16 protein-coding genes and 1 pseudogene are annotated in these 17,968 nt (G+C 63.1%); 10 read left to right on the plus strand and 7 right to left on the minus strand.

The window, feature by feature from the left end:
- From F3J44_RS23825 to lpdA, 3 genes are read left to right on the plus strand one after another with little or no spacing between them, the layout of a single operon-like run.
- Window positions 1–1,059: an alpha-ketoacid dehydrogenase subunit beta gene (locus F3J44_RS23825; protein WP_167059960.1), complete on the plus strand. Its 1,059-nt coding sequence runs from the start codon at window positions 1–3 to the stop codon at window positions 1,057–1,059.
- On the plus strand, window positions 1,060–2,322 hold the full coding sequence (locus F3J44_RS23830) for a dihydrolipoamide acetyltransferase family protein (RefSeq protein WP_167276613.1): 1,263 nt from the start codon (window positions 1,060–1,062) through the stop codon (window positions 2,320–2,322).
- A gap of 2 nt (window positions 2,323–2,324) precedes the next feature.
- Window positions 2,325–3,704: a dihydrolipoyl dehydrogenase gene (gene lpdA, locus F3J44_RS23835; RefSeq protein WP_167276615.1), complete on the plus strand. Its 1,380-nt coding sequence runs from the start codon at window positions 2,325–2,327 to the stop codon at window positions 3,702–3,704.
- 94 nt (window positions 3,705–3,798) lie between these two features.
- On the opposite strand, the gene F3J44_RS23840 is transcribed toward lpdA, so the two are convergent.
- Complete coding sequence (locus F3J44_RS23840; protein ID WP_167276618.1) at window positions 3,799–4,797, minus strand: sensor domain-containing diguanylate cyclase; 999 nt, start codon at window positions 4,795–4,797, stop codon at window positions 3,799–3,801.
- A gap of 214 nt (window positions 4,798–5,011) precedes the next feature.
- Between F3J44_RS23840 and F3J44_RS23845 the strand changes: the two genes are divergently transcribed.
- Window positions 5,012–5,584 (plus strand): hypothetical protein, encoded by a 573-nt coding sequence (locus F3J44_RS23845; protein ID WP_167059948.1) that lies wholly within the window; start codon window positions 5,012–5,014, stop codon window positions 5,582–5,584.
- Window positions 5,585–5,618: 34 nt separating this feature from the next.
- On the opposite strand, the gene F3J44_RS23850 is transcribed toward F3J44_RS23845, so the two are convergent.
- Window positions 5,619–6,497: a LysR family transcriptional regulator gene (locus F3J44_RS23850; protein ID WP_167059945.1), complete on the minus strand. Its 879-nt coding sequence runs from the start codon at window positions 6,495–6,497 to the stop codon at window positions 5,619–5,621.
- Between the two features lie 108 nt (window positions 6,498–6,605).
- Here F3J44_RS23850 and F3J44_RS23855 point away from each other — a divergent pair, with 108 nt between their 5' ends.
- Both F3J44_RS23855 and F3J44_RS23860 read left to right on the plus strand, forming a co-directional pair.
- Window positions 6,606–7,325, plus strand: a complete 720-nt coding sequence (locus F3J44_RS23855) for an AzlC family ABC transporter permease (protein ID WP_167276621.1) — start codon at window positions 6,606–6,608, stop codon at window positions 7,323–7,325.
- Window positions 7,322–7,648, plus strand: coding sequence for an AzlD domain-containing protein (locus tag F3J44_RS23860; RefSeq protein ID WP_167276624.1), 327 nt, complete (start codon window positions 7,322–7,324; stop codon window positions 7,646–7,648). The genes F3J44_RS23855 and F3J44_RS23860 overlap by 4 nt, the downstream gene beginning before the upstream one ends.
- On the opposite strand, the gene F3J44_RS23865 is transcribed toward F3J44_RS23860, so the two are convergent.
- Window positions 7,645–9,486 (minus strand): diguanylate cyclase domain-containing protein, encoded by a 1,842-nt coding sequence (locus F3J44_RS23865; protein ID WP_167276625.1) that lies wholly within the window; start codon window positions 9,484–9,486, stop codon window positions 7,645–7,647. The genes F3J44_RS23860 and F3J44_RS23865 overlap by 4 nt on opposite strands.
- Window positions 9,487–9,617: 131 nt before the next feature.
- On the opposite strand from F3J44_RS23865, the gene F3J44_RS23870 reads away from it, so the two are divergent.
- The 3 genes from F3J44_RS23870 (at window position 9,618) to surE (ending at window position 11,986) form a co-directional block, all read left to right on the plus strand.
- On the plus strand, window positions 9,618–10,562 hold the full coding sequence (locus F3J44_RS23870; protein ID WP_167276627.1) for an endonuclease: 945 nt from the start codon (window positions 9,618–9,620) through the stop codon (window positions 10,560–10,562).
- A 314-nt stretch (window positions 10,563–10,876) separates the two neighbouring features.
- Complete coding sequence (locus F3J44_RS23875; RefSeq protein WP_167059918.1) at window positions 10,877–11,185, plus strand: hypothetical protein; 309 nt, start codon at window positions 10,877–10,879, stop codon at window positions 11,183–11,185.
- Between the two features lie 27 nt (window positions 11,186–11,212).
- Window positions 11,213–11,986: a 5'/3'-nucleotidase SurE gene (surE, locus tag F3J44_RS23880; RefSeq protein WP_167276629.1), complete on the plus strand. Its 774-nt coding sequence runs from the start codon at window positions 11,213–11,215 to the stop codon at window positions 11,984–11,986.
- Window positions 11,987–11,989: 3 nt separating this feature from the next.
- Here surE and F3J44_RS23885 read toward each other — a convergent pair whose 3' ends face one another.
- The 3 genes from F3J44_RS23885 to F3J44_RS23895 form a co-directional block, all read right to left on the minus strand.
- On the minus strand, window positions 11,990–12,370 hold the full coding sequence (locus F3J44_RS23885) for an NUDIX domain-containing protein (RefSeq protein ID WP_205300123.1): 381 nt from the start codon (window positions 12,368–12,370) through the stop codon (window positions 11,990–11,992).
- A 202-nt stretch (window positions 12,371–12,572) separates the two neighbouring features.
- Window positions 12,573–13,694 (minus strand): mandelate racemase/muconate lactonizing enzyme family protein, encoded by a 1,122-nt coding sequence (locus F3J44_RS23890; RefSeq protein WP_167276631.1) that lies wholly within the window; start codon window positions 13,692–13,694, stop codon window positions 12,573–12,575.
- Window positions 13,691–15,322 carry a BCCT family transporter gene (locus F3J44_RS23895; RefSeq protein ID WP_167276633.1) on the minus strand — a complete coding sequence of 544 codons (1,632 nt, stop codon included), beginning with the start codon at window positions 15,320–15,322 and terminating at the stop codon, window positions 13,691–13,693. The genes F3J44_RS23890 and F3J44_RS23895 overlap by 4 nt, the downstream gene beginning before the upstream one ends.
- Before the next feature lie 169 nt (window positions 15,323–15,491).
- Here F3J44_RS23895 and F3J44_RS23900 point away from each other — a divergent pair, with 169 nt between their 5' ends.
- On the plus strand, window positions 15,492–16,469 hold the full coding sequence (locus tag F3J44_RS23900) for a LysR substrate-binding domain-containing protein (protein ID WP_167276635.1): 978 nt from the start codon (window positions 15,492–15,494) through the stop codon (window positions 16,467–16,469).
- 299 nt (window positions 16,470–16,768) lie between these two features.
- On the opposite strand, the pseudogene F3J44_RS29985 reads toward F3J44_RS23900, so the two are convergent.
- Window positions 16,769–17,553, minus strand: a pseudogene (locus F3J44_RS29985) (IS5 family transposase); the annotation flags it as partial.
- Between the last annotated feature and the right edge of the window lie 415 nt (window positions 17,554–17,968).

A 17,968-nucleotide genomic window follows, 5' to 3' on the forward strand; every position in this document is an offset into this window, starting at 1 on the left:
ATGAACGACCACAACAGCAGCATCAACCCGGAAACCGCCATGGCCACCAGCACCCTGACCATGATCCAGGCCCTGCGCTCGGCCATGGATGTCATGCTAGAGCGCGATGACAATGTGGTGATCTACGGCCAGGACGTCGGCTACTTCGGCGGCGTGTTCCGTTGCACCGAGGGCCTGCAGGCCAAGTACGGCAAGTCGCGTGTGTTCGACGCGCCCATCTCGGAAAGCGGCATCGTCGGCACCGCCGTGGGCATGGGCGCCTACGGCTTGCGCCCGGTGGTGGAAATTCAGTTCGCCGACTACTTCTACCCGGCCTCCGACCAGATCGTCTCGGAGATGGCGCGCCTGCGCTACCGCTCCGCCGGCGAGTTCATTTCCCCGCTGACCCTGCGCATGCCCTGCGGCGGCGGCATCTACGGCGGCCAAACCCACAGCCAGAGCCCGGAGGCGATGTTCACCCAGGTTTGTGGCCTGCGCACGGTGATGCCTTCCAACCCCTATGACGCCAAGGGCCTACTGATTGCCTCGATCGAGTGCGACGACCCGGTGATCTTCCTGGAGCCCAAGCGCCTGTACAACGGCCCGTTCGACGGCCACCACGACCGCCCGGTTACGCCCTGGTCGAAACACCCGCAAAGCGCCGTGCCGGATGGCTACTACACGGTGCCGCTGGACAAGGCCGCCATCACCCGCCCCGGCAACGATGTCACCGTGCTGACCTACGGCACCACGGTGTACGTGGCCCAGGTGGCCGCCGAGGAAACCGGCGTGGACGCCGAAGTGATCGACCTGCGCAGCCTCTGGCCGCTGGACCTGGACACCATCGTCGAGTCGGTGAAGAAGACCGGCCGCTGCGTGGTGGTGCATGAAGCCACCCGCACCTGCGGCTTCGGTGCCGAACTGGTGGCACTGGTGCAGGAGCATTGCTTCCATCACCTCGAAGCGCCGATCGAGCGCGTCACCGGCTGGGACACCCCCTACCCCCACGCACAGGAATGGGCCTATTTCCCCGGCCCTTCGCGGGTAGGCGCGGCATTGAAACGGGTCATGGAGGTCTGAATGGGCACGCACGTCATCAAGATGCCGGACATTGGCGAAGGCATCGCGCAGGTCGAGTTGGTGGAATGGTTCGTCAAGGTCGGCGATGTGATCGCCGAGGACCAGGTAGTGGCCGATGTCATGACCGACAAGGCCACCGTGGAAATCCCCTCGCCGGTCAGCGGCAAGGTGTTGGCCCTGGGCGGCCAGCCAGGTGAAGTGATGGCGGTGGGCAGCGAGCTGATCCGCATCGAGGTGGAAGGCGGCGGCAACCAGGTGGACGTGCCGCAGCCAAAGGCCGTTGAAGCCCCCGTGGCAGCCAAGCCAGTGCCGCCAGCCGAACCGCAGCCCACGGCCTACACGGCGCCGGTGGTGCATGAGGCCGCGCCAATCGTGCCGCGCCAGCCGGGCGACAAGCCGCTGGCCTCGCCGGCCGTGCGCAAACGCGCCCTGGATGCCGGCATCGAGCTGCGCTACGTGCACGGCAGCGGCCCGGCCGGGCGCATCCTGCACGAAGACCTCGACGCCTTCATCAGCAAGCCCCACAGCGCGGCCGGCCAGGCCCCAGGCGGCTATGGCAAGCGCACCGACAGCGAGCAGGTGCCGGTGATCGGCCTGCGCCGCAAGATCGCCCAGCGCATGCAGGACGCCAAGCGCCGCGTCGCCCACTTCAGTTACGTGGAAGAAATCGACGTCACTGCCCTGGAGGCCCTGCGCCAGCAGTTGAACGCCAAGCATGGCGACAGCCGCGGCAAGCTGACCCTGCTGCCGTTCCTGGTACGCGCCCTGGTCGTGGCCCTGCGCGATTTCCCGCAAATCAACGCCACCTACGATGACGAGGCCCAGGTCATTACCCGCCATGGCGCGGTACACGTGGGCATCGCCACCCAAGGTGACAATGGCCTGATGGTGCCGGTGCTGCGCCACGCCGAGGCCGGCAGCCTGTGGGCCAACGCCGGCGAGATCTCGCGCCTGGCCAACGCCGCGCGCAGCAACAAAGCCAGCCGCGAGGAACTGAGCGGCTCGACCATCACCCTGACCAGCCTCGGCGCGTTGGGCGGTATCGTCAGCACTCCGGTGGTCAATACCCCGGAAGTGGCGATCGTGGGGGTGAACCGCATGGTCGAGCGGCCGGTGGTGATCGACGGCCAGATCGTCGTGCGCAAGATGATGAACCTGTCCAGCTCGTTCGACCACCGGGTGGTCGATGGCATGGATGCCGCACTGTTCATTCAGGCCGTGCGCGGCCTGCTTGAACAACCTGCCTGTCTGTTCGTGGAGTGAGCATGGCCCAGATCATCGATACAACCCTGCTGATCATCGGCGGCGGCCCCGGCGGCTACGTGGCCGCCATCCGCGCCGGGCAACTGGGCATTCCCACCGTGCTGGTCGAGGGCCAGGCCCTGGGCGGCACCTGCCTGAACATCGGCTGCATCCCGTCCAAGGCACTGATCCACGTGGCCGAGCAGTTTCACCAGGCCTCGGGCTTTGCGGGCCAGTCGGCGCTGGGCATCAAGGTCGACGCCCCGCGCCTGGAGATTGGCCAGAGCGTGGCCTGGAAGGACGGCATCGTCGACCGGCTGACCACCGGGGTTGCCGCCCTGTTGAAGAAACATGGGGTCAAGGTGATCCACGGCTGGGCGCAGATCGTCGACGGCAAGCATGTGGATGTCGACGGCCAGCGCATCCGCTGCGAGCACCTGCTGCTGGCCACCGGCTCAAGCAGCGTGGAGCTGCCAATGCTGCCATTCGGCGGGCCGATCATTTCCTCCACCGAAGCGCTGGCGCCAAGCACCCTGCCCAAGCACCTGGTGGTGGTCGGCGGCGGCTATATCGGCCTGGAGCTGGGCATCGCCTACCGCAAGCTGGGCGCGCAGGTCAGCGTGGTGGAAGCGCGCGAGCGCATCCTGCCGACCTACGACAGCGAACTGACCGCGCCAGTGGCCGAGGCGCTGAAGAAGCTGGGCATCGCCCTGCACCTGGGCCACAGCGTGGAAGGCTTTGAGCATGGCTGCCTGCTGGCCGGCGACGGCAAGGGCGGGCAACTGCGCCTTGAGGCCGACCGAGTGCTGGTGGCCGTGGGCCGGCGCCCGCGCAGCCAGGGCTTCAACCTGCAATGCCTGGACTTGAAGATGAACGGCGCGGCCATCGCCATCGACGAGCGCTGCCAGACCAGCATGCGCAACGTCTGGGCCATCGGCGACGTGGCGGGCGAACCGATGCTCGCCCACCGGGCCATGGCGCAGGGCGAGATGGTGGCTGAAATCATCGCGGGCAAGGCTCGGCGCTTCGAGCCTGCGGCGATTGCCGCGGTGTGCTTTACCGACCCGGAAGTGGTGGTGGCCGGCAAAACGCCGGAACAAGCCAGCCAGCAAGGGCTGGACTGCATCGTCGCGCAGTTCCCCTTTGCGGCCAACGGCCGGGCCATGAGCCTGGAGTCCAAGAGCGGCTTCGTGCGCGTGGTGGCAAGGCGTGACAACCACCTGATCGTCGGCTGGCAGGCGGTGGGGGTGGCGGTTTCCGAGCTGTCCACGGCGTTTGCCCAGTCGCTGGAGATGGGCGCACGGCTGGAGGATGTGGCGGGCACCATTCATGCCCACCCGACCTTGGGCGAGGCAGTGCAGGAAGCGGCACTGCGGGCGCTGGGGCATGCGTTGCATATCTGATAAGGCCTGCGGCGTATCGCGAGCTGCGCTCGCTCCTACGGGACCGTCACCGGCCTGGTAGGAGCGAGCGTAGCTCGCGATGGGCCCTGCGGGCCTACTCGGAAATGGCGTTCTTGCCGCAATCCTTGGCCCGGTACAGGGCCTTGTCGGCCCGGGCCAACAGCGCCTGGGCATCCTCTGCGTCCTGGCGCTGGACCACGCCATAGCTCATGGTCAACCGGCAATCTCCCTCCGGCGCGACCTGCGCCATCAAGTGACGCAACCGCCCCGCCACCTCCAGCGCCTCGCCCAGGGCCGTGTGCGGCAGCACCATCACGAACTCATCGCCGCCCCAGCGCGCCAGCAGGTCCTGCTCGCGCAGGCTGGCGCGCAGGGTGTCCACCACCCGCAGCAGCGCCGCATCGCCACGGGTATGGCCATAGCGGTCGTTGATCGGCTTGAAGTCGTCCAGGTCCATAGCGATCACCGCCAGCGGCTGGCGGAAGCGCTGGGCGCGCTCGCACTCCTCGCGCAAGGTTTTTTCCAGCCGGTAGCGGTTGGCGATGCGCGTCAACGTATCACGCTCGGCCAGTTCGCGGTTCTCGTCCAGCTGGCGCTGCAACTGCTGGTTGACCCACGACAGCTCGCGGGTACGCTCGGCCACCAGGGTTTCCAACGACTGGGTTTTCTGCTCCAGCTGCGCCACCAGGCGCTTGCCGGCATCGATGTTGCGGTGGGCACCAAGCATCCGTGCCACCGAGCCGTCGTCGTTGCGGGCGATGACATGGCCGCTGTCCTCGACCCACAGGTAGCTGCCATCGGCGCAGCGGCAGCGGTATTCGACACGGTAGCGCTCATTGCGCTGGTTGATATAGGCCTCGAAGTGCGCCATTACCCGCGGGTAGTCCTCCGGGTGAATCACGCTCTCCCAGGTGAGCACGCTGTTGGCCAGGGAATGGCTGGCATAGCCGAGCATGGCGTACCAGCCGGGGTTGCGATAGACGTAGCCGCTATTGGCGTTCCAGTCCCAGATGCCATCACTGATAAGCTCGAACAACAGCTGCAACTGCTGCTCGCTGAAGCCGGCGGGGACTGGCCGTGGTTCATGACTCATTGACGCTCCCTCTGCTGGCCAGCAACTGCGCCCGGGTTCAGGGCTGCCGACAACGGTCGTTTTGCCGAAGGCGGCAACATGCTGCCTCCAGCGGGCAAGCATATGCCTGCACAACGGCCACCGGAATAGTCGCCATGCCCTATTTTCGCGGCCCGCACCGCTGGCATGGGTTTTGCCCTTCTACCCAGGCTTTGCAACGCCCATGGAGGAGCATATGGCAATTACCCTCAACGGCCTCGGTTGGCAGGCCTCCGTGCAACAACAGCAACGCATCAACCACGAACAGGCCCAGGCCGCGCTAGTGCCGGTGCGCGCGCCCCTGGCCACCAGCAACACCGCCAGCCAGCAGAACAGCCAGGGCAGCACATCCCAGCAGAAGGCCGACGACGCCCGCGAAGAGGCCTTCGCCAAACTCAAGGTGCTGCTGCAAAACCCGGATGCCGCGGCTCGCCTGCAGGCCAGCGCCAGCGACAGCACTGCGGAAAGCGGCAATGCGACCCAGCAATTCAAGGACTACATGGCCAAGTCGCCCGAGGAGAAGATCAAGGAGAAGTTCCTGCAGGAACTGGGCATGACCGAGGACGAGTACAACGCCCTGCCGCCAGAGCAGCAGGCCAAGGTCGATGAACAGATTGCCAAGCGCATGCAGGAAGACGTCCAGATGAAAACCCAGGCGAAGGTCGCCGAGCAGCAATTGCGCGCCGAACAGGCCCGCAATGGCACCGACATCGCCGCTTCGCAAGGCACGGACGAGCGCGAGAAAGCGCTGCAAGCCGGCCAGGTCTGAGCCCAGGGGGTGGCCGGTGCAGTGCCGGCTTCCCTTACGCCAGCTGGCTGAGCGCCTCTTCCACCGCCACCACCCGCGGGTTGCTGCCTGCGCTGGGCAGCCGCCAGGCGGCAATGGTCAGCCCCAGGGGCACCGAGCGGCCCATGGGGGCGACCAGTTCGCCGCTGTCCAGGAAGGGCCGTACCAGGGTTCGGCGCCCGATCAGCACCCCGGCGCCGAGCAAGGCCTGCTGCACGGCAATCGAATACAGCGAAAACCCTGGCCCCCGGGCGGCGAAAGGCGCGTCGGGCATGGCCGCCGCCGACCAGACGTCCCAGTCCTGCCACCCCACATCCTGGATGCAGCACGCGCCGGCCAGGTCCTGCGGGCTGCTGACCTGCGCCGCCAGCGCCGGGCTGCACACCGGCAATATGTCCTCATCGGCCAGCTTGCGCTGGCCGCGTTCAAGCCTGTCGACATAGAACAGGCACAGGTCGAAGGGGCTGCGCTTGAGGTTGGGCGGCTCGTCCATGGCCGTCACGGAAATTTCGATGGGCGCCAGCAGCTGGGTCAGGCGTGGCAGGCGCGGGCCCAGCCACAGTTGCGCCAGTGCCGGCGAAGTGACGACATGCACCCGCTGTGGCGCAGCCAGCCGGCGCAGGGTGCGCGCGGCTTCCTCGACCGCATCGAAGGCTTCGGTGAACTGCGCCTTCACACTGTCGCCAAGCGGGGTAAGGCGCACACCCTTGGCGTGGCGTTCGAACAACGCGGCGCCGCACTGGGTTTCCAGGGTCTTGATCAGTGCGGCGATGGCCCCAGGGGTGACCTTCAGCTCATGGGCGGCGCGGGCGAAACCGCCTAGCCGCGCCGAGGCCTCGAAGGCGCGCAGGGCATTGAGCTGCAGGGTGTGGCGAGTGGGCGTATCGATTGGCATGGTTTCAGGCCTATTTTTTTTAGGCCTACTATTTCAGAAATCTGCGTTGTGACCAAGCCTTGGCGGTTTTAACGTGAGCTGGCCAGTCAACCATTGCAAGGAATTCACATGCATTACACCAGCGCGAAGCACGCCTTCAGCGACGGTGCCCGCGCCGTTCTGCCGCTGACCACCGGGGTGGTGCCGTTCGGCCTGATTACCGGCGTCACGGCGGTCAGCATGGGCATGTCGCCGCTCGACACCCTGGGCATGACCCTGTTGTTCTACTCGGGTTCAGCGCAGATGGTGGTGCTGCAGTTGCTGCAAAACGGCGCACTGCCACTGACCATTGTCGCCACCGCGCTGGTCATCAACCTGCGCTTTCTGATGTACAGCGCCGCCCTGGCGCCGCACCTGCACGGCCTGCCCCGACGTGGCAGTTGGCCGCTGGCCTACCTGCTGTCGGACCAGTCATTCGCCCTTTGCAGCCTGAAATTCGGCGCAGGCGGGCTGGGGCGCTTTGCCTTTCCCTACTACATCGGCACGGCCGTGCCGATGTGGCTGGGCTGGAACCTGGCGGTGATGGCCGGCGTGTTCCTGGGCACTGGCATTCCGGAGTCCTGGTCGCTGGGCTTCGCCATTCCCTTGTCGTTCCTTGCCTTGCTGGTGCCAGGCATCCGCAACCCGGCAACCCTCGGCGCGGCCATCGCCGGCGGCACCCTGGCCGTGCTGGCCCATGGCTTGCCGTATAACCTGGGGCTGCTGGTCGCGTCCGTGGGCGGCGTGAGCGCCGGCCTTGCCATCGAGCAACTGCGCAAAAGCGCGAACCTGGCAGCGGAGGCCCCATGACCGACATGAGCCAATGGATCACCTTCATCCTGGTGGGGCTGGGCACCTTCGCCATCCGCCTGTCGTTCATCGAGTTCTACGGCGCCTTGCGCATTCCACCGTTGCTGCGCCGTGCGCTGGTGTACGTGCCGGCCAGCGTGCTGGCCGCCCTGGTATTGCCCGCGGTGATGTTCCAGAGCGGCCAGGCGGCCATCGACTGGAGCAACCCGCAGATCCCGGCAGCCGTAGTGGCAGGCCTGGTTGCCTGGCGTACCCGTAGCACCCTGCTGACCCTGGCGGTGGGCATGGGCGTGTTGTGGGGGCTGCGGCACTGGGGCTTCTAGTGCTCGGGCACCATGCAGAACTGGTTGCGGCCGCTGCGCTTGGCCTCGTACATGGCCTTGTCGGCCAGGGCCAAGGCATCGTCGGCGGTCTGCGGGTCGTGCCCGCCGAGGTTGAGGTAAACCCCGATGCTGGCGCCCACCGCCACCTGCACGCCCTCCACCTCCAAGGGCGCTGACAACACGTCGCACAGCTTGCGCGCGATGTCCTGGGCCGAAGCCTGGTTGGCCACGGCCTGGGCCACCACCACGAACTCGTCACCGGCAAGGCGCGCAACGATATCGTCGGCGCGCATGATCGCCAGCATGCGCCCTGCCGCGGTCTGCAGCACCTGGTCGCCGGTTTCATGGCCGTACTGGTCGTTGACCTGCTTGAAGCCATCCAGGTCGATGAAGAACAGCGCGAAGGCCGCCCGCTGCTGCAGCGAGTAACCCAGTTCCTGGTGCAACGCCACGCGGTTGGGCAAGCCGGTCAAGGCATCCAGGGTGGCCTGGTCGAGCAGGTTCTTTTCCTTGCGCTTACGCTCGGTCACATCCAGCGACATGACGAAAAAGCCCTCGACCTTGCCGTTACGGATGTCCGGCACGTAGGAGGCATGCCAGATCCGCGTATCGTCCGGGCTGTAGCGCACGTTGTCGGCCTCCACCCGCTCGCCGGCCAGCGCCCGGCGAAAACACGGCAGCAGTTGCCGATAGACGTCCGCCGGCAGTACGTCCTGCACCTTGCGGCCCTTGAGCTGGGTAGGCTCCATGCCGAAAATCTGCCGGTACACGGCGTTGTTGAAGCGGTACTCCAGTTCGGTGCCGATATGGGCGATCAATACCGGGATGTTGTCGGCGATGGCCTGCAGGGTTTCCTGGCTGCGCGCCAGCTCCTCGGTGCGCTGCGCCACTTGCTGCTCCAAGGTGGCCTGGTAGCGCTGCAGCTGCTGCTGGCGGCGCTTGCGTTCGCTGATGTCGCGCACGAATACCACCAACTGCTCGGCATGCCCGCGCTCGTTGCGCAGGGCCGACAGGCTGAGCTCGGTCCATAGCGCCGGGTTGCCCGGGGTAACCAGGCGCACTTCGGTGACCAGCGATTCCTGGGCGCCGCTGACCACCGCCTGCCAGGGCACGGTGACGTTGCCCAGGTCCTGGGCATCGATCAGTTCGCCCAGCGGCATCAGCACCAGCCATTCCCGGGTTTTGCCCACCAGCTGGCAGAACTCGCGGTTCGGCTCCTGGATGCGCCCGTCCAGCCCGAGCAGCGCCTTGCTGGTAGGGCTGTTGTCGAACACCCGCTGAAAACGCGCCTCGGAAGACAACAGCGCACTGTGCCCGGCGTCCTGCACCGCACTGCCCGAATCGATCGCCAGGCTGCGGTGCAGCATCTCGCGCTCAACGATGCGCGCCAGGTCGCGCAAGTGCGCCAGGTGGGTTTCGCTGACCTGGCGGGGTTTGCTATCGAGCACGCACAAGGTGCCCACCGTCAGTTCGCCGGCAAAGCGCAGCGGCACCCCGGCATAGAAGCGGATGCCCGGCCCGCCGGTAACCAGCGGGTTGTCCTCGAAGCGCGGGTCGGCGGTGGCATCGGGGATCACCAGGATGTCCTCGGCGTGCAGGGCGTGGGCGCAGAACGCCAGGTCCCGCGGGGTTTCGGTTGCATCCAGGCCTTGACGCGACTTGAACCACTGGCGGTTCATGTCGACCAGCGACACCAGCGCCATGGGCACATCGAGCAGCACGCAGGCCAGCCGGGTAAGGCGGTCGAAGGTTTCCTCGGCTGGGGTGTCGAGAATGTTCAGGCTCTCGAGGAAACACAGCCGGGCAGCTTCGTTGAGGGGGGACGGTGCGCTTTGCATGACGACTCGCTCGACAAAATCCTAACCGGCAACGATAGCGCTGCCATGCTCAAGCGCAAGCCTTGGCACGCTTCAATCGCGTTCGACAAGCTGTACAATCGGTTTTTTTTGCAAGCCGAAGATGTTCTTTCATGAAGAAATTGCTTTACGTCGTCGCCCTCACCTTCGCCGCCCTCCCCGCCGCCTTCGCCACCCCACCCGCCACCTTCACCGAAGCCAAGGTGGTGGCCAAGCAGAAGATCTACAACGACCAGGCCAGCAGCGCCATGGGCGAGCTCTACTGTGGCTGCAAGTGGACCTGGGCGGGCAAGTCGGGCGGGCGCGTCGACCTCAAGTCGTGCGGCTACCAGGCACGCAAGCTGCAAACCCGCGCCGAACGCACCGAGTGGGAACACATCGTGCCGGCCTGGACCTTCGGCCACCAACGCCAGTGCTGGCAGAACGGCGGGCGTGAGCAATGCGTGGACAGCGACCCGACCTTCCGCGCCATGGAAGCCAACCTGTTCAACCTTTACCCGTCCGTGGGCGAGGTCAACGGTGACCGCAGCAACTTCAACTACGGCATGGTGTCGGGCGTGGCGCCGCAGTATGGGCAGTGCACCACCAAGATCGACTTCCAGCAGAAAGTCGCCGAACCGCGCGACGAAGTGAAAGGCCTGGTGGCGCGCACCACGTTCTACATGTTCGATCGCTACAAGCTGAACATGTCGCGCCAGCAGCAACAGGTGCTGATGGCCTGGGACAAACAGCACCCGGTGACCGCCTGGGAGAAGCAGCGGGAACAGCGCATTGCCGCGATCATGGGGCACGACAACCCGTTCGTGACCGGCGAGCGCAAATGGACCTTGGGTTATACGCCGCAAGGCGCGGGCAGCGCGCCCGTGGCCACGGTCACGCCGCCTTTGGCCAGCGCCACGCAAACAGGCGCGGTACTGGGCAACAAGAACAGCCACGTGTACCACCTGGCCAGCGGCTGCCCGGGGTATGCGCAGGTGTCGCAGAAGAACCAGGTCGCGTTTGCCAGTGAAACAGAGGCCCAGGCTGCGGGGTATCGCAAGGCCGGGAACTGTAAATAACACGCAGGGCGAACGCTTTGGGGTACGGGGGTGTTTGCCGGTGGGGATGCAGCGCTTTTGAGATCGAGCGCCGCCTGCGCGGCGCTTCGCGAGCTGCGCTCGCTCCTACAAAGGGCAGGCCGCGTGCGGTGGCTACATGAACATTGGCCCGAAAAACGTAGGAGCGAGCAAAGCTCGCGAAGCGCCGTGCAGGCGGCGCTCGATCTCAAAGGCACTACAAATCCCAAACCCAGCCCCCAATCCCCTCCCCAAACCGGCGAACCCAGCGAAACGGGCTAGGCTCTTCTGATTGGAGTTTCGATCAGGAGGCAAGGATGCGACATCGAGGCGAGGTATTCTGGGCGTGGGCCGACCCTAACCTAAAGCACCACTCCCACCAGGAAGTGCTGGCCGACGGCGCACGGCTGGACATTCAGGTACGCCTGTCGCGCACTGGCGACGTGCAACTGTTCATTGGCATCTACGAACCCTCCGGCCTTGCCCGGCTGGAAGAAGCCTACGCCAAACGGCCCGGCGAAACGATGACCCGGGCCCTTGCCTGGGGTGCCGGGCGCGGCCGCGAGCTTGCCCGCACCCAAGCCACCGGCCTGGCGAAACCTGGCAAACACCACTCCCTGAACTAACCGCCCTGCACCAGGAGATGCCTGCGCATGACCCAGCCCACGCACCGCTTCGAACGGATTCTTCTCACCAACGACGACGGCATCGATGCCCCCGGCCTCAAGGCCTTGGAACAGGTGGCCGCGCAGCTGGCCGACGAGGTCTGGGTGGTGGCCCCGCGCGACGACCAGAGCGGCACCTCGCATTCCCTCAGCCTGCACGCACCGCTGCGTATCAGCCAACATGGAAACCGGCGCTTCGCCGTCACCGGCACGCCGGGCGACTGCGTGATCATGGGGGTGCAGCACCTGCTCAAGGATGCCAGGCCCCAGCTGATTCTTTCCGGCATCAACCGTGGCGCCAACCTGGGCATGGAAACCGTGTTCTCCGGCACCGTGGGCGCAGCCATGACCGGTATGTTGCTGGGCATTCGTTCAATCGCCCTGAGCCAGGCCTACATCGACCGGGCAAATGCGCCCTGGGATACCGCACTGGCCCACGCCCCTGGCGTTCTGCAACAACTGCTGAGCATGGACTGGCCCACCGACGTGTGCCTGAACGTCAACTTTCCCAGCTGCAGCGCCCAGGCCGCCCTGCCCCTCACGATCACCCGCCAAGGCGCCGGCCCCTTGAGCAGCATGTCGGTGCGCAAGGAGGTGGACCCACGCGGGTTCGATTATCACTGGATCAAGCTGGACAACGCGCGCGACGCGGACGCGCCCGGCACGGAAATGGCGGAACTCAAGGCCGGCCACATCACCGCCACCCCGCTGCAGTTCGAACGCACCCACCTGGCGGCGTTCAACGACGCCACCGGGCGCTAACCATCAGGCGCAGCGTTTGAGGATGGTCTTGATCGGGCGCCGCACGCGGCGCTTGGACACATGCCGGGGCTTGATCCAGCGGCAGGCCTCGATCTCGTTGCAGGGGCGAGGCCGCGACGAGGTTTTCCGGGCTTCGAACAGGTAGTGAATGACCTTGTCCTCACGAAACTCGGAAATGTAGCGCAGCTCATCGAAGGCCAGCCCGGTTTCCTCGGCCATTTCCCGGCGTGCGGCCTGCAGAGGCGTTTCATCGCGCTCCACGGTGCCGCCAGGCAGGTTCCACTTCGAATTGCGCTTGCGCACGAACAGCACCTCGCCATCCTTGCGGTAGATCACCGTGGCGCGAAGCTTGATACCTTTTCTTCTGGCTGTTGCAGTGTCCATTGCCTTCATGAATTATCCCGAATCGACTGAACGGACCGGAGCACAGGGACATCTCCGGTATCGAGCTTATAGTGGTCATGTGTCGGTTGAATGACCGTGTCGGGTGGGGGATGGTTCGGATTGAATTGGCGCCAGGCTGGCGTTGGGCTAGGTAGCGGCGATTGTGAGTCACCACAATCGCCTGGTGAGCGCGGCCTGACGCCTATGCGTTAACGCGGTATTGAGCGATCACCTCCTCATCCAGCACCACGCCAAGTCCTGGCGAGTCGGGTACTGCTACCTGGCCCGCCTCAAGCGGAATCAGGTTCTTCACCAGCTTGCGAAACAATGGGCTGTCACTTTGCGAGTATTCGATCAACTCGCCAAACTCGCACGCGGCAAGAAAGTGCGTGGTCGCTGCCAGCAAGATCCCTGTACTGAACCCATGTGGCACCAATTGCGCCCCGTAGTGGATTGCCAATTCGTAGATGTGCCGCATTTCACTGATACCCCCACAGCGGGTGATATCAGGCTGCACGATCGCAGGCCGAGTGTTTTCCAGGAAGTTGCGGAACTCATGCCGGGTGGCGAGCCCTTCCCCTCCCGAAACCTTGACCCTGCACAGGCTCGCAAGGTACGCCAAGCCACGCTCATCATCCGAAGGCAGGGGTTCCTCGACCCAATTGAGGTTGAGCTCGCGCAAAGCCTCGCATTGAGCAAGTGCATGTGCCGCGTTGCGCCACCTGCCGACCAGGTCGATCTGCAATTGAACGTCATCACCGATCTCTTCGCGCACGAGCTTGAGCAACTGCTTGTCACGCGCCGGGTTTTCGCCAAAACCGGCGCCACCGAGCTTGATACTGCGCAGACCCTGGCCAAGCAGATTCCTGATCACATCCCGGTTGCCTGCGTCGGTGGCTTTCGGGATGAACGTGCCGTAGGCAGGAATACGGTCGCGGTACTTGCCACCGAGCAAAGTGTGGACGGGTACACCGTAATGCTGACCGGCAATATCCCAGAGCGCGATGTCCAAGGCGCTGATGGCGTGCACTCCCGCGCCGCGCCGGCCGACATACTCGCTATGCCGGTACATCTTTTTCCACAGCCGGTCGATCTCCAGCGGGTTCTCGCCAAGCAGCACATCGCGAAGTCCCTGACAGGTTTCGTGGGACGCTGGCGTTTCGATAAGCGCCTTGACCACTGCAGGCGAGCTGTCCGTTTCACCGACGCCAACGATGCCCGTGTCGGTATGGATGCGAACAATCAGTGCATCCTCGCCCCACTCACACGCCTGATCGAATTTCGGCACACGCAGCCAGATGGCCTCTACTTCTACAATCTTCATGCTTTAACTTCCAAACGTTCTGCATCCACCACCTGAACCTGAGCGCCATGTGCCTCGTCCTGCACGGCGAGTTGCCTGGCCTGCAGAATGATTCGCTCGGTACTCCAATCGCTGTAGTCCTCACGAAGCCATTTGAAGAGACCGCAGATTTTCACGACGAGAATCAAGATGAAGGGGATCGCGGTGAGGATGACCGCCGTTTTCAACGTGCTCAACGGCGCATTGATGTACAGCATTGCCAAAGGCAGAGCCGCCAGCAGCCCGCACCAGAACAACCGCAGGCCAGGGGTCGGATCATCACCTTCACGGAGGTTTCGGGTACTTGTCGCAGCAACGGTGTAGGCCACGGCGTCCAGGTGGGAGGCCAGGAACAGCAGCATCAGCACGAAATAGATGACCGACAGCAGCTTTCCGAATGGCAAGCTGTGCAAGAGCATGGAAACCGCAGCTTCTCCGCCCGCTCCGCTCAACATTGCCGGGGCGTCCACCACCTTCTGCATGAACTGGTGAATGGCAAAGCTTTCCAAGCTGCCGAAGAAGAACCAGCAACCCCCACAGCCACCGAGAATCATGGCCATGACCAGCTCGCGGAGGGTGCGACCCCGAGAAACGCGGGTAACGAAAATCGCGACACCTGGGGTATAGGTGATCCAGTACAGCCAATAGAACACCGTCCAGCCACGGGAGAACTCACCGTTGCCCGCCGGGTCGGTGTACAGGCTCATGTGGATGAAGTTTTGCAGGGTCAGCCCGACGGCATTGGTGATGTTGCTGATCGAGAACAAGGTTGGGCCCAGCAGCAATACCACCAAGGCAAAGGCCAGGGTCAGGCCACAGGCAAGCTTGGCCAGGCGCTGCATGCCCGAGGCGATACCGATGTAGGAGCTCAGCGAGAAGATAAGCGTCACCGAAATGACCAGCCCGGCTTTCAAGGCGAAACCGTCGTCAATCCCGATGAGATCCGACAGGCCTTTTGCAACCGTGGAGGTCGTCAGGGTGGTGGTCAGTACCAGCCCACCGAATGTAGCAAACAGGAAGACCAGATCGATGACACGCCCTACCGGGCCCTGCGCCTTGTAACCCGTGATCGCTTCGATCACCGCAGCCAGGCTCAGGCCCTTGTTGCGCCGAACATGGAAGTGATACGCCATGGCGAGCGAGGCCATGCCATAAATCGCCCAGGGCGTCACGCCCCAATGGAAGAACGAATAGGCGATGCTGTACTCGAGCGCTTCCTTGCTGGCGGCTGCAATACCCAATCCTGGCGTCAGGTAGTAATAGGCCCACTCCATGAAAGCCCAATACATGGTGGCCGAACCAAGGCCGGCGCAGATGAACATGAACACCCAGCTGGTGTTGGAGTATTCAGGGCGACCGCTGCCCAGCCTGATATTTCCGTACTTGCTCAGCGCAAGGCCGGCGATCAGGACAACACACGCGAACCCGAGCAGTTGCACAACAGAACCAAAGGTCATTGTGGCCGCGTTGAACAATTGGTCGGCCAGTCGCTTCGCCTCTTCAGGGAACGACATCAGGCCAAACACCGTGGTGGAAATGACGATAAGGCTGGCAAGTATCAGGGTGCGATCTTTAGTCGGCGCAGCGACGGTAGGGAGTTCAGGCTGCATGGCAACCCCCGGAAGGAAGATTGCGTGCCTGGTCGGCTTTAGGAATGGTTTGCATCGGAGTGGCCCTGCTTTTGTCATTATTAGGAGGCCCGGTTACAGTGGGCCTGCAGCCAATCTATGCGGCAAGGTCGTCGCCCTGAAGCGCGATTTCATAATGGGTTAATTACAGGTGCTTATTAATCGCTCTAGCCCGGGCCAAGTCCCGAGTCGCCTCCCTCACCTTTCCCTGCTGCTGGCGTTTAAAACCGTTGCAGAGCTTGCCAGTTTCACGCGCGCGGCCGAGGCGCTACACCTGTCCCAATCCGCTGTCAGTCAGCAAGTGGTCAAGTTGGAAGAGGCGCTGGGTGTGCAACTGTTCATCCGCTCCACTCGGTCGGTGAAAATGACCCAGGAAGGGGCGGATTTATTAGAGGACATCAGCGGCGCCTTCGACCACTTGGTAGGCGCCTTCGACCGCTGCGCGCGCAAGGCGGCAACGCCGATTCTTCATATTGAGTCCGAGCCCGTGCTGAGCGCCTTCTGGCTCACGCCCCGGCTGCGCCAGTTCACCGAGCGTTTTCCAACGCTGCATATTCAGCAAACCCTGAGCACCCAGCGTGTCGAATTTGCTGATCAAACTGAACTGGCTATCAAATGGGGGGACGGCAAATGGCCGGGCTTCGATTCGGAATTTTTGATGGGGGCGAACTATGTCCCCGTGTGCTCGCCACGGCTGCTCAACGGCGACAAACCGCTGGGCCAGCCCTCTGACCTGGGTAAGCACCCCTTGCTGCACGACCGCAGCTATGAGGACTGGAAACGCTGGCATGAGCTGCACCCCGACGTAGCCATGGACCCGGAGCGCGGGCATATCGTTTCAGACTCGAACGTGCTCGCACAACTCGCCATCGAGGGGTATGGCGTAGCGCTCTGCGTGCTGGCCCTCATCGAACGCCCCCTGCGAACGGGAGAGCTGGTTGTGCCATTCCCGGACAGGGTGATGCGCCACTCGTTGGCCTACTACCTACTCACGCGCAAGCAACGCCCACCCAGCGCCACCGCTCAAGCGTTCATTGAATGGCTGAAGCACGAGGCAGGGATCACTGAGACAACGCTCAATCTTCAAGGGAATGGGGAACCTGCGGGTGGAGCGCCTGCGCCCTCTTAGGGAGTGGGCGCTGCCGGGTGGAGATACTGAAAAGCCAGAAAATATGGCGTCCCAGGCAGGAATTGAACCCTTATCTGGGGTACCTCCCGCCTGATCAGAGTGTCGGGGTGCGGTATGCATCTGATTTTCTTTAGAGAAGTATCTCTTCGTAGAGTTGTTTTCCGCAGGAGTCTGGACTCCTGCAGAAGCTATTATCTCAAGCGACTGCGGGCCCCGACTGTATTAACAGCTCCACTGCTCCCTTAGCTTTGCACGAAAAGGGATGTCGCAAAAACCACATGGAACAAACCGGTGAAACCGCTTTTCGCGATCTTGTCGAACCGCGTTACAATCCGACGGTTCTCTATGAGCCAGCCAAACATGCGTTCGATGATGTTGAGCTGTCGGTACTTTGGTCGATCAAACAACCTGGGTAAGCCAGGCTTTGGTTTGCGCTTCATTGATCGCAGCGGGATGACTAACTGCATACGACATTGATCGCAGTACCGGCGCAGGGCTTCGGCGTCGTAGCCCTTATCGGCCAGCAATCACTTGCAGCGTTTTCGAGGGCGGCCACGTAGCCTTGACGGGATACAGACTTCGTTCAGCAGTGCTTGCGCGTGGCTGATGTCCATGGCTTGACAGCCAGATAAGAGGAAGCTCAACGCAGTCCCGTTGGCGTCGCAGAGCATGTGAATTTTGGTTTTCAGGCCACCGCGAATGCGGCCTTGGACGTGATCAGCAGGCACGTCAAGCCCCTTCTATCCCCACGAAAGAAGAGGCTCGGGTTGCGCGAACAGCGATTAAGTCGATCATCCAGTTTACAATTCGATCAAGCTTTACTCATTAAGTCTCAGGTGCAAGCGTTTGAGCATCTGAGCGAATGTGTCCTGGTTCCGCCAACCCCAGAATCGTCGATACACCGTTGACAATGGGTTGAAGCATTACGGTATGTCTCGCCACGCACCGCCAAAACAAGGTACCCAGTGCACGCCACCTTGCATCAGGCCTTCGCTCAGGCGGGGCCTCCCCCGGCCATGGATTTCAGTGAAACTGATCAGCGACCACAGTCCAGACCTCATCCGAGTTCGTAACGCTTTGCCATCACAGAACTCCTTCCCGTAGATGGCCGGGAACCCTATATATTTTCTACGTCCGAAGGACACCGATTGGGTTTCTCGATATTTCGTACAGAGCCTAATAAGGCCGCATCGACTCCCAATCGTATACCGTTGGATTGATACGATGTCTGGTCAGTATCTGTGATCAGCCCACAGACGAGATAGGTCTTCCTTTGCACACAACATCTGGAGAGGAAATTACAAGAATCCTCAAACCCACCGCGACATCGACCATTCATCTGATTTTTCTCAATCAGTACAATTTAAATAGACGCACTAGCCCCTCAAAATAGCTCGTGTCAATTCTCAAATTTAGTTCAGCAACGAGATAAAGCCAGCTGTAAAATTATCCGAAGAAACAGCAAGTTAAAGCAGGCGAAACCTACATGATGCAAACAA

The organism is Pantoea sp. Tr-811 (genome assembly GCF_011752535.1).
Classification (GTDB): Bacteria; Pseudomonadota; Gammaproteobacteria; order Pseudomonadales; family Pseudomonadaceae; genus Aquipseudomonas.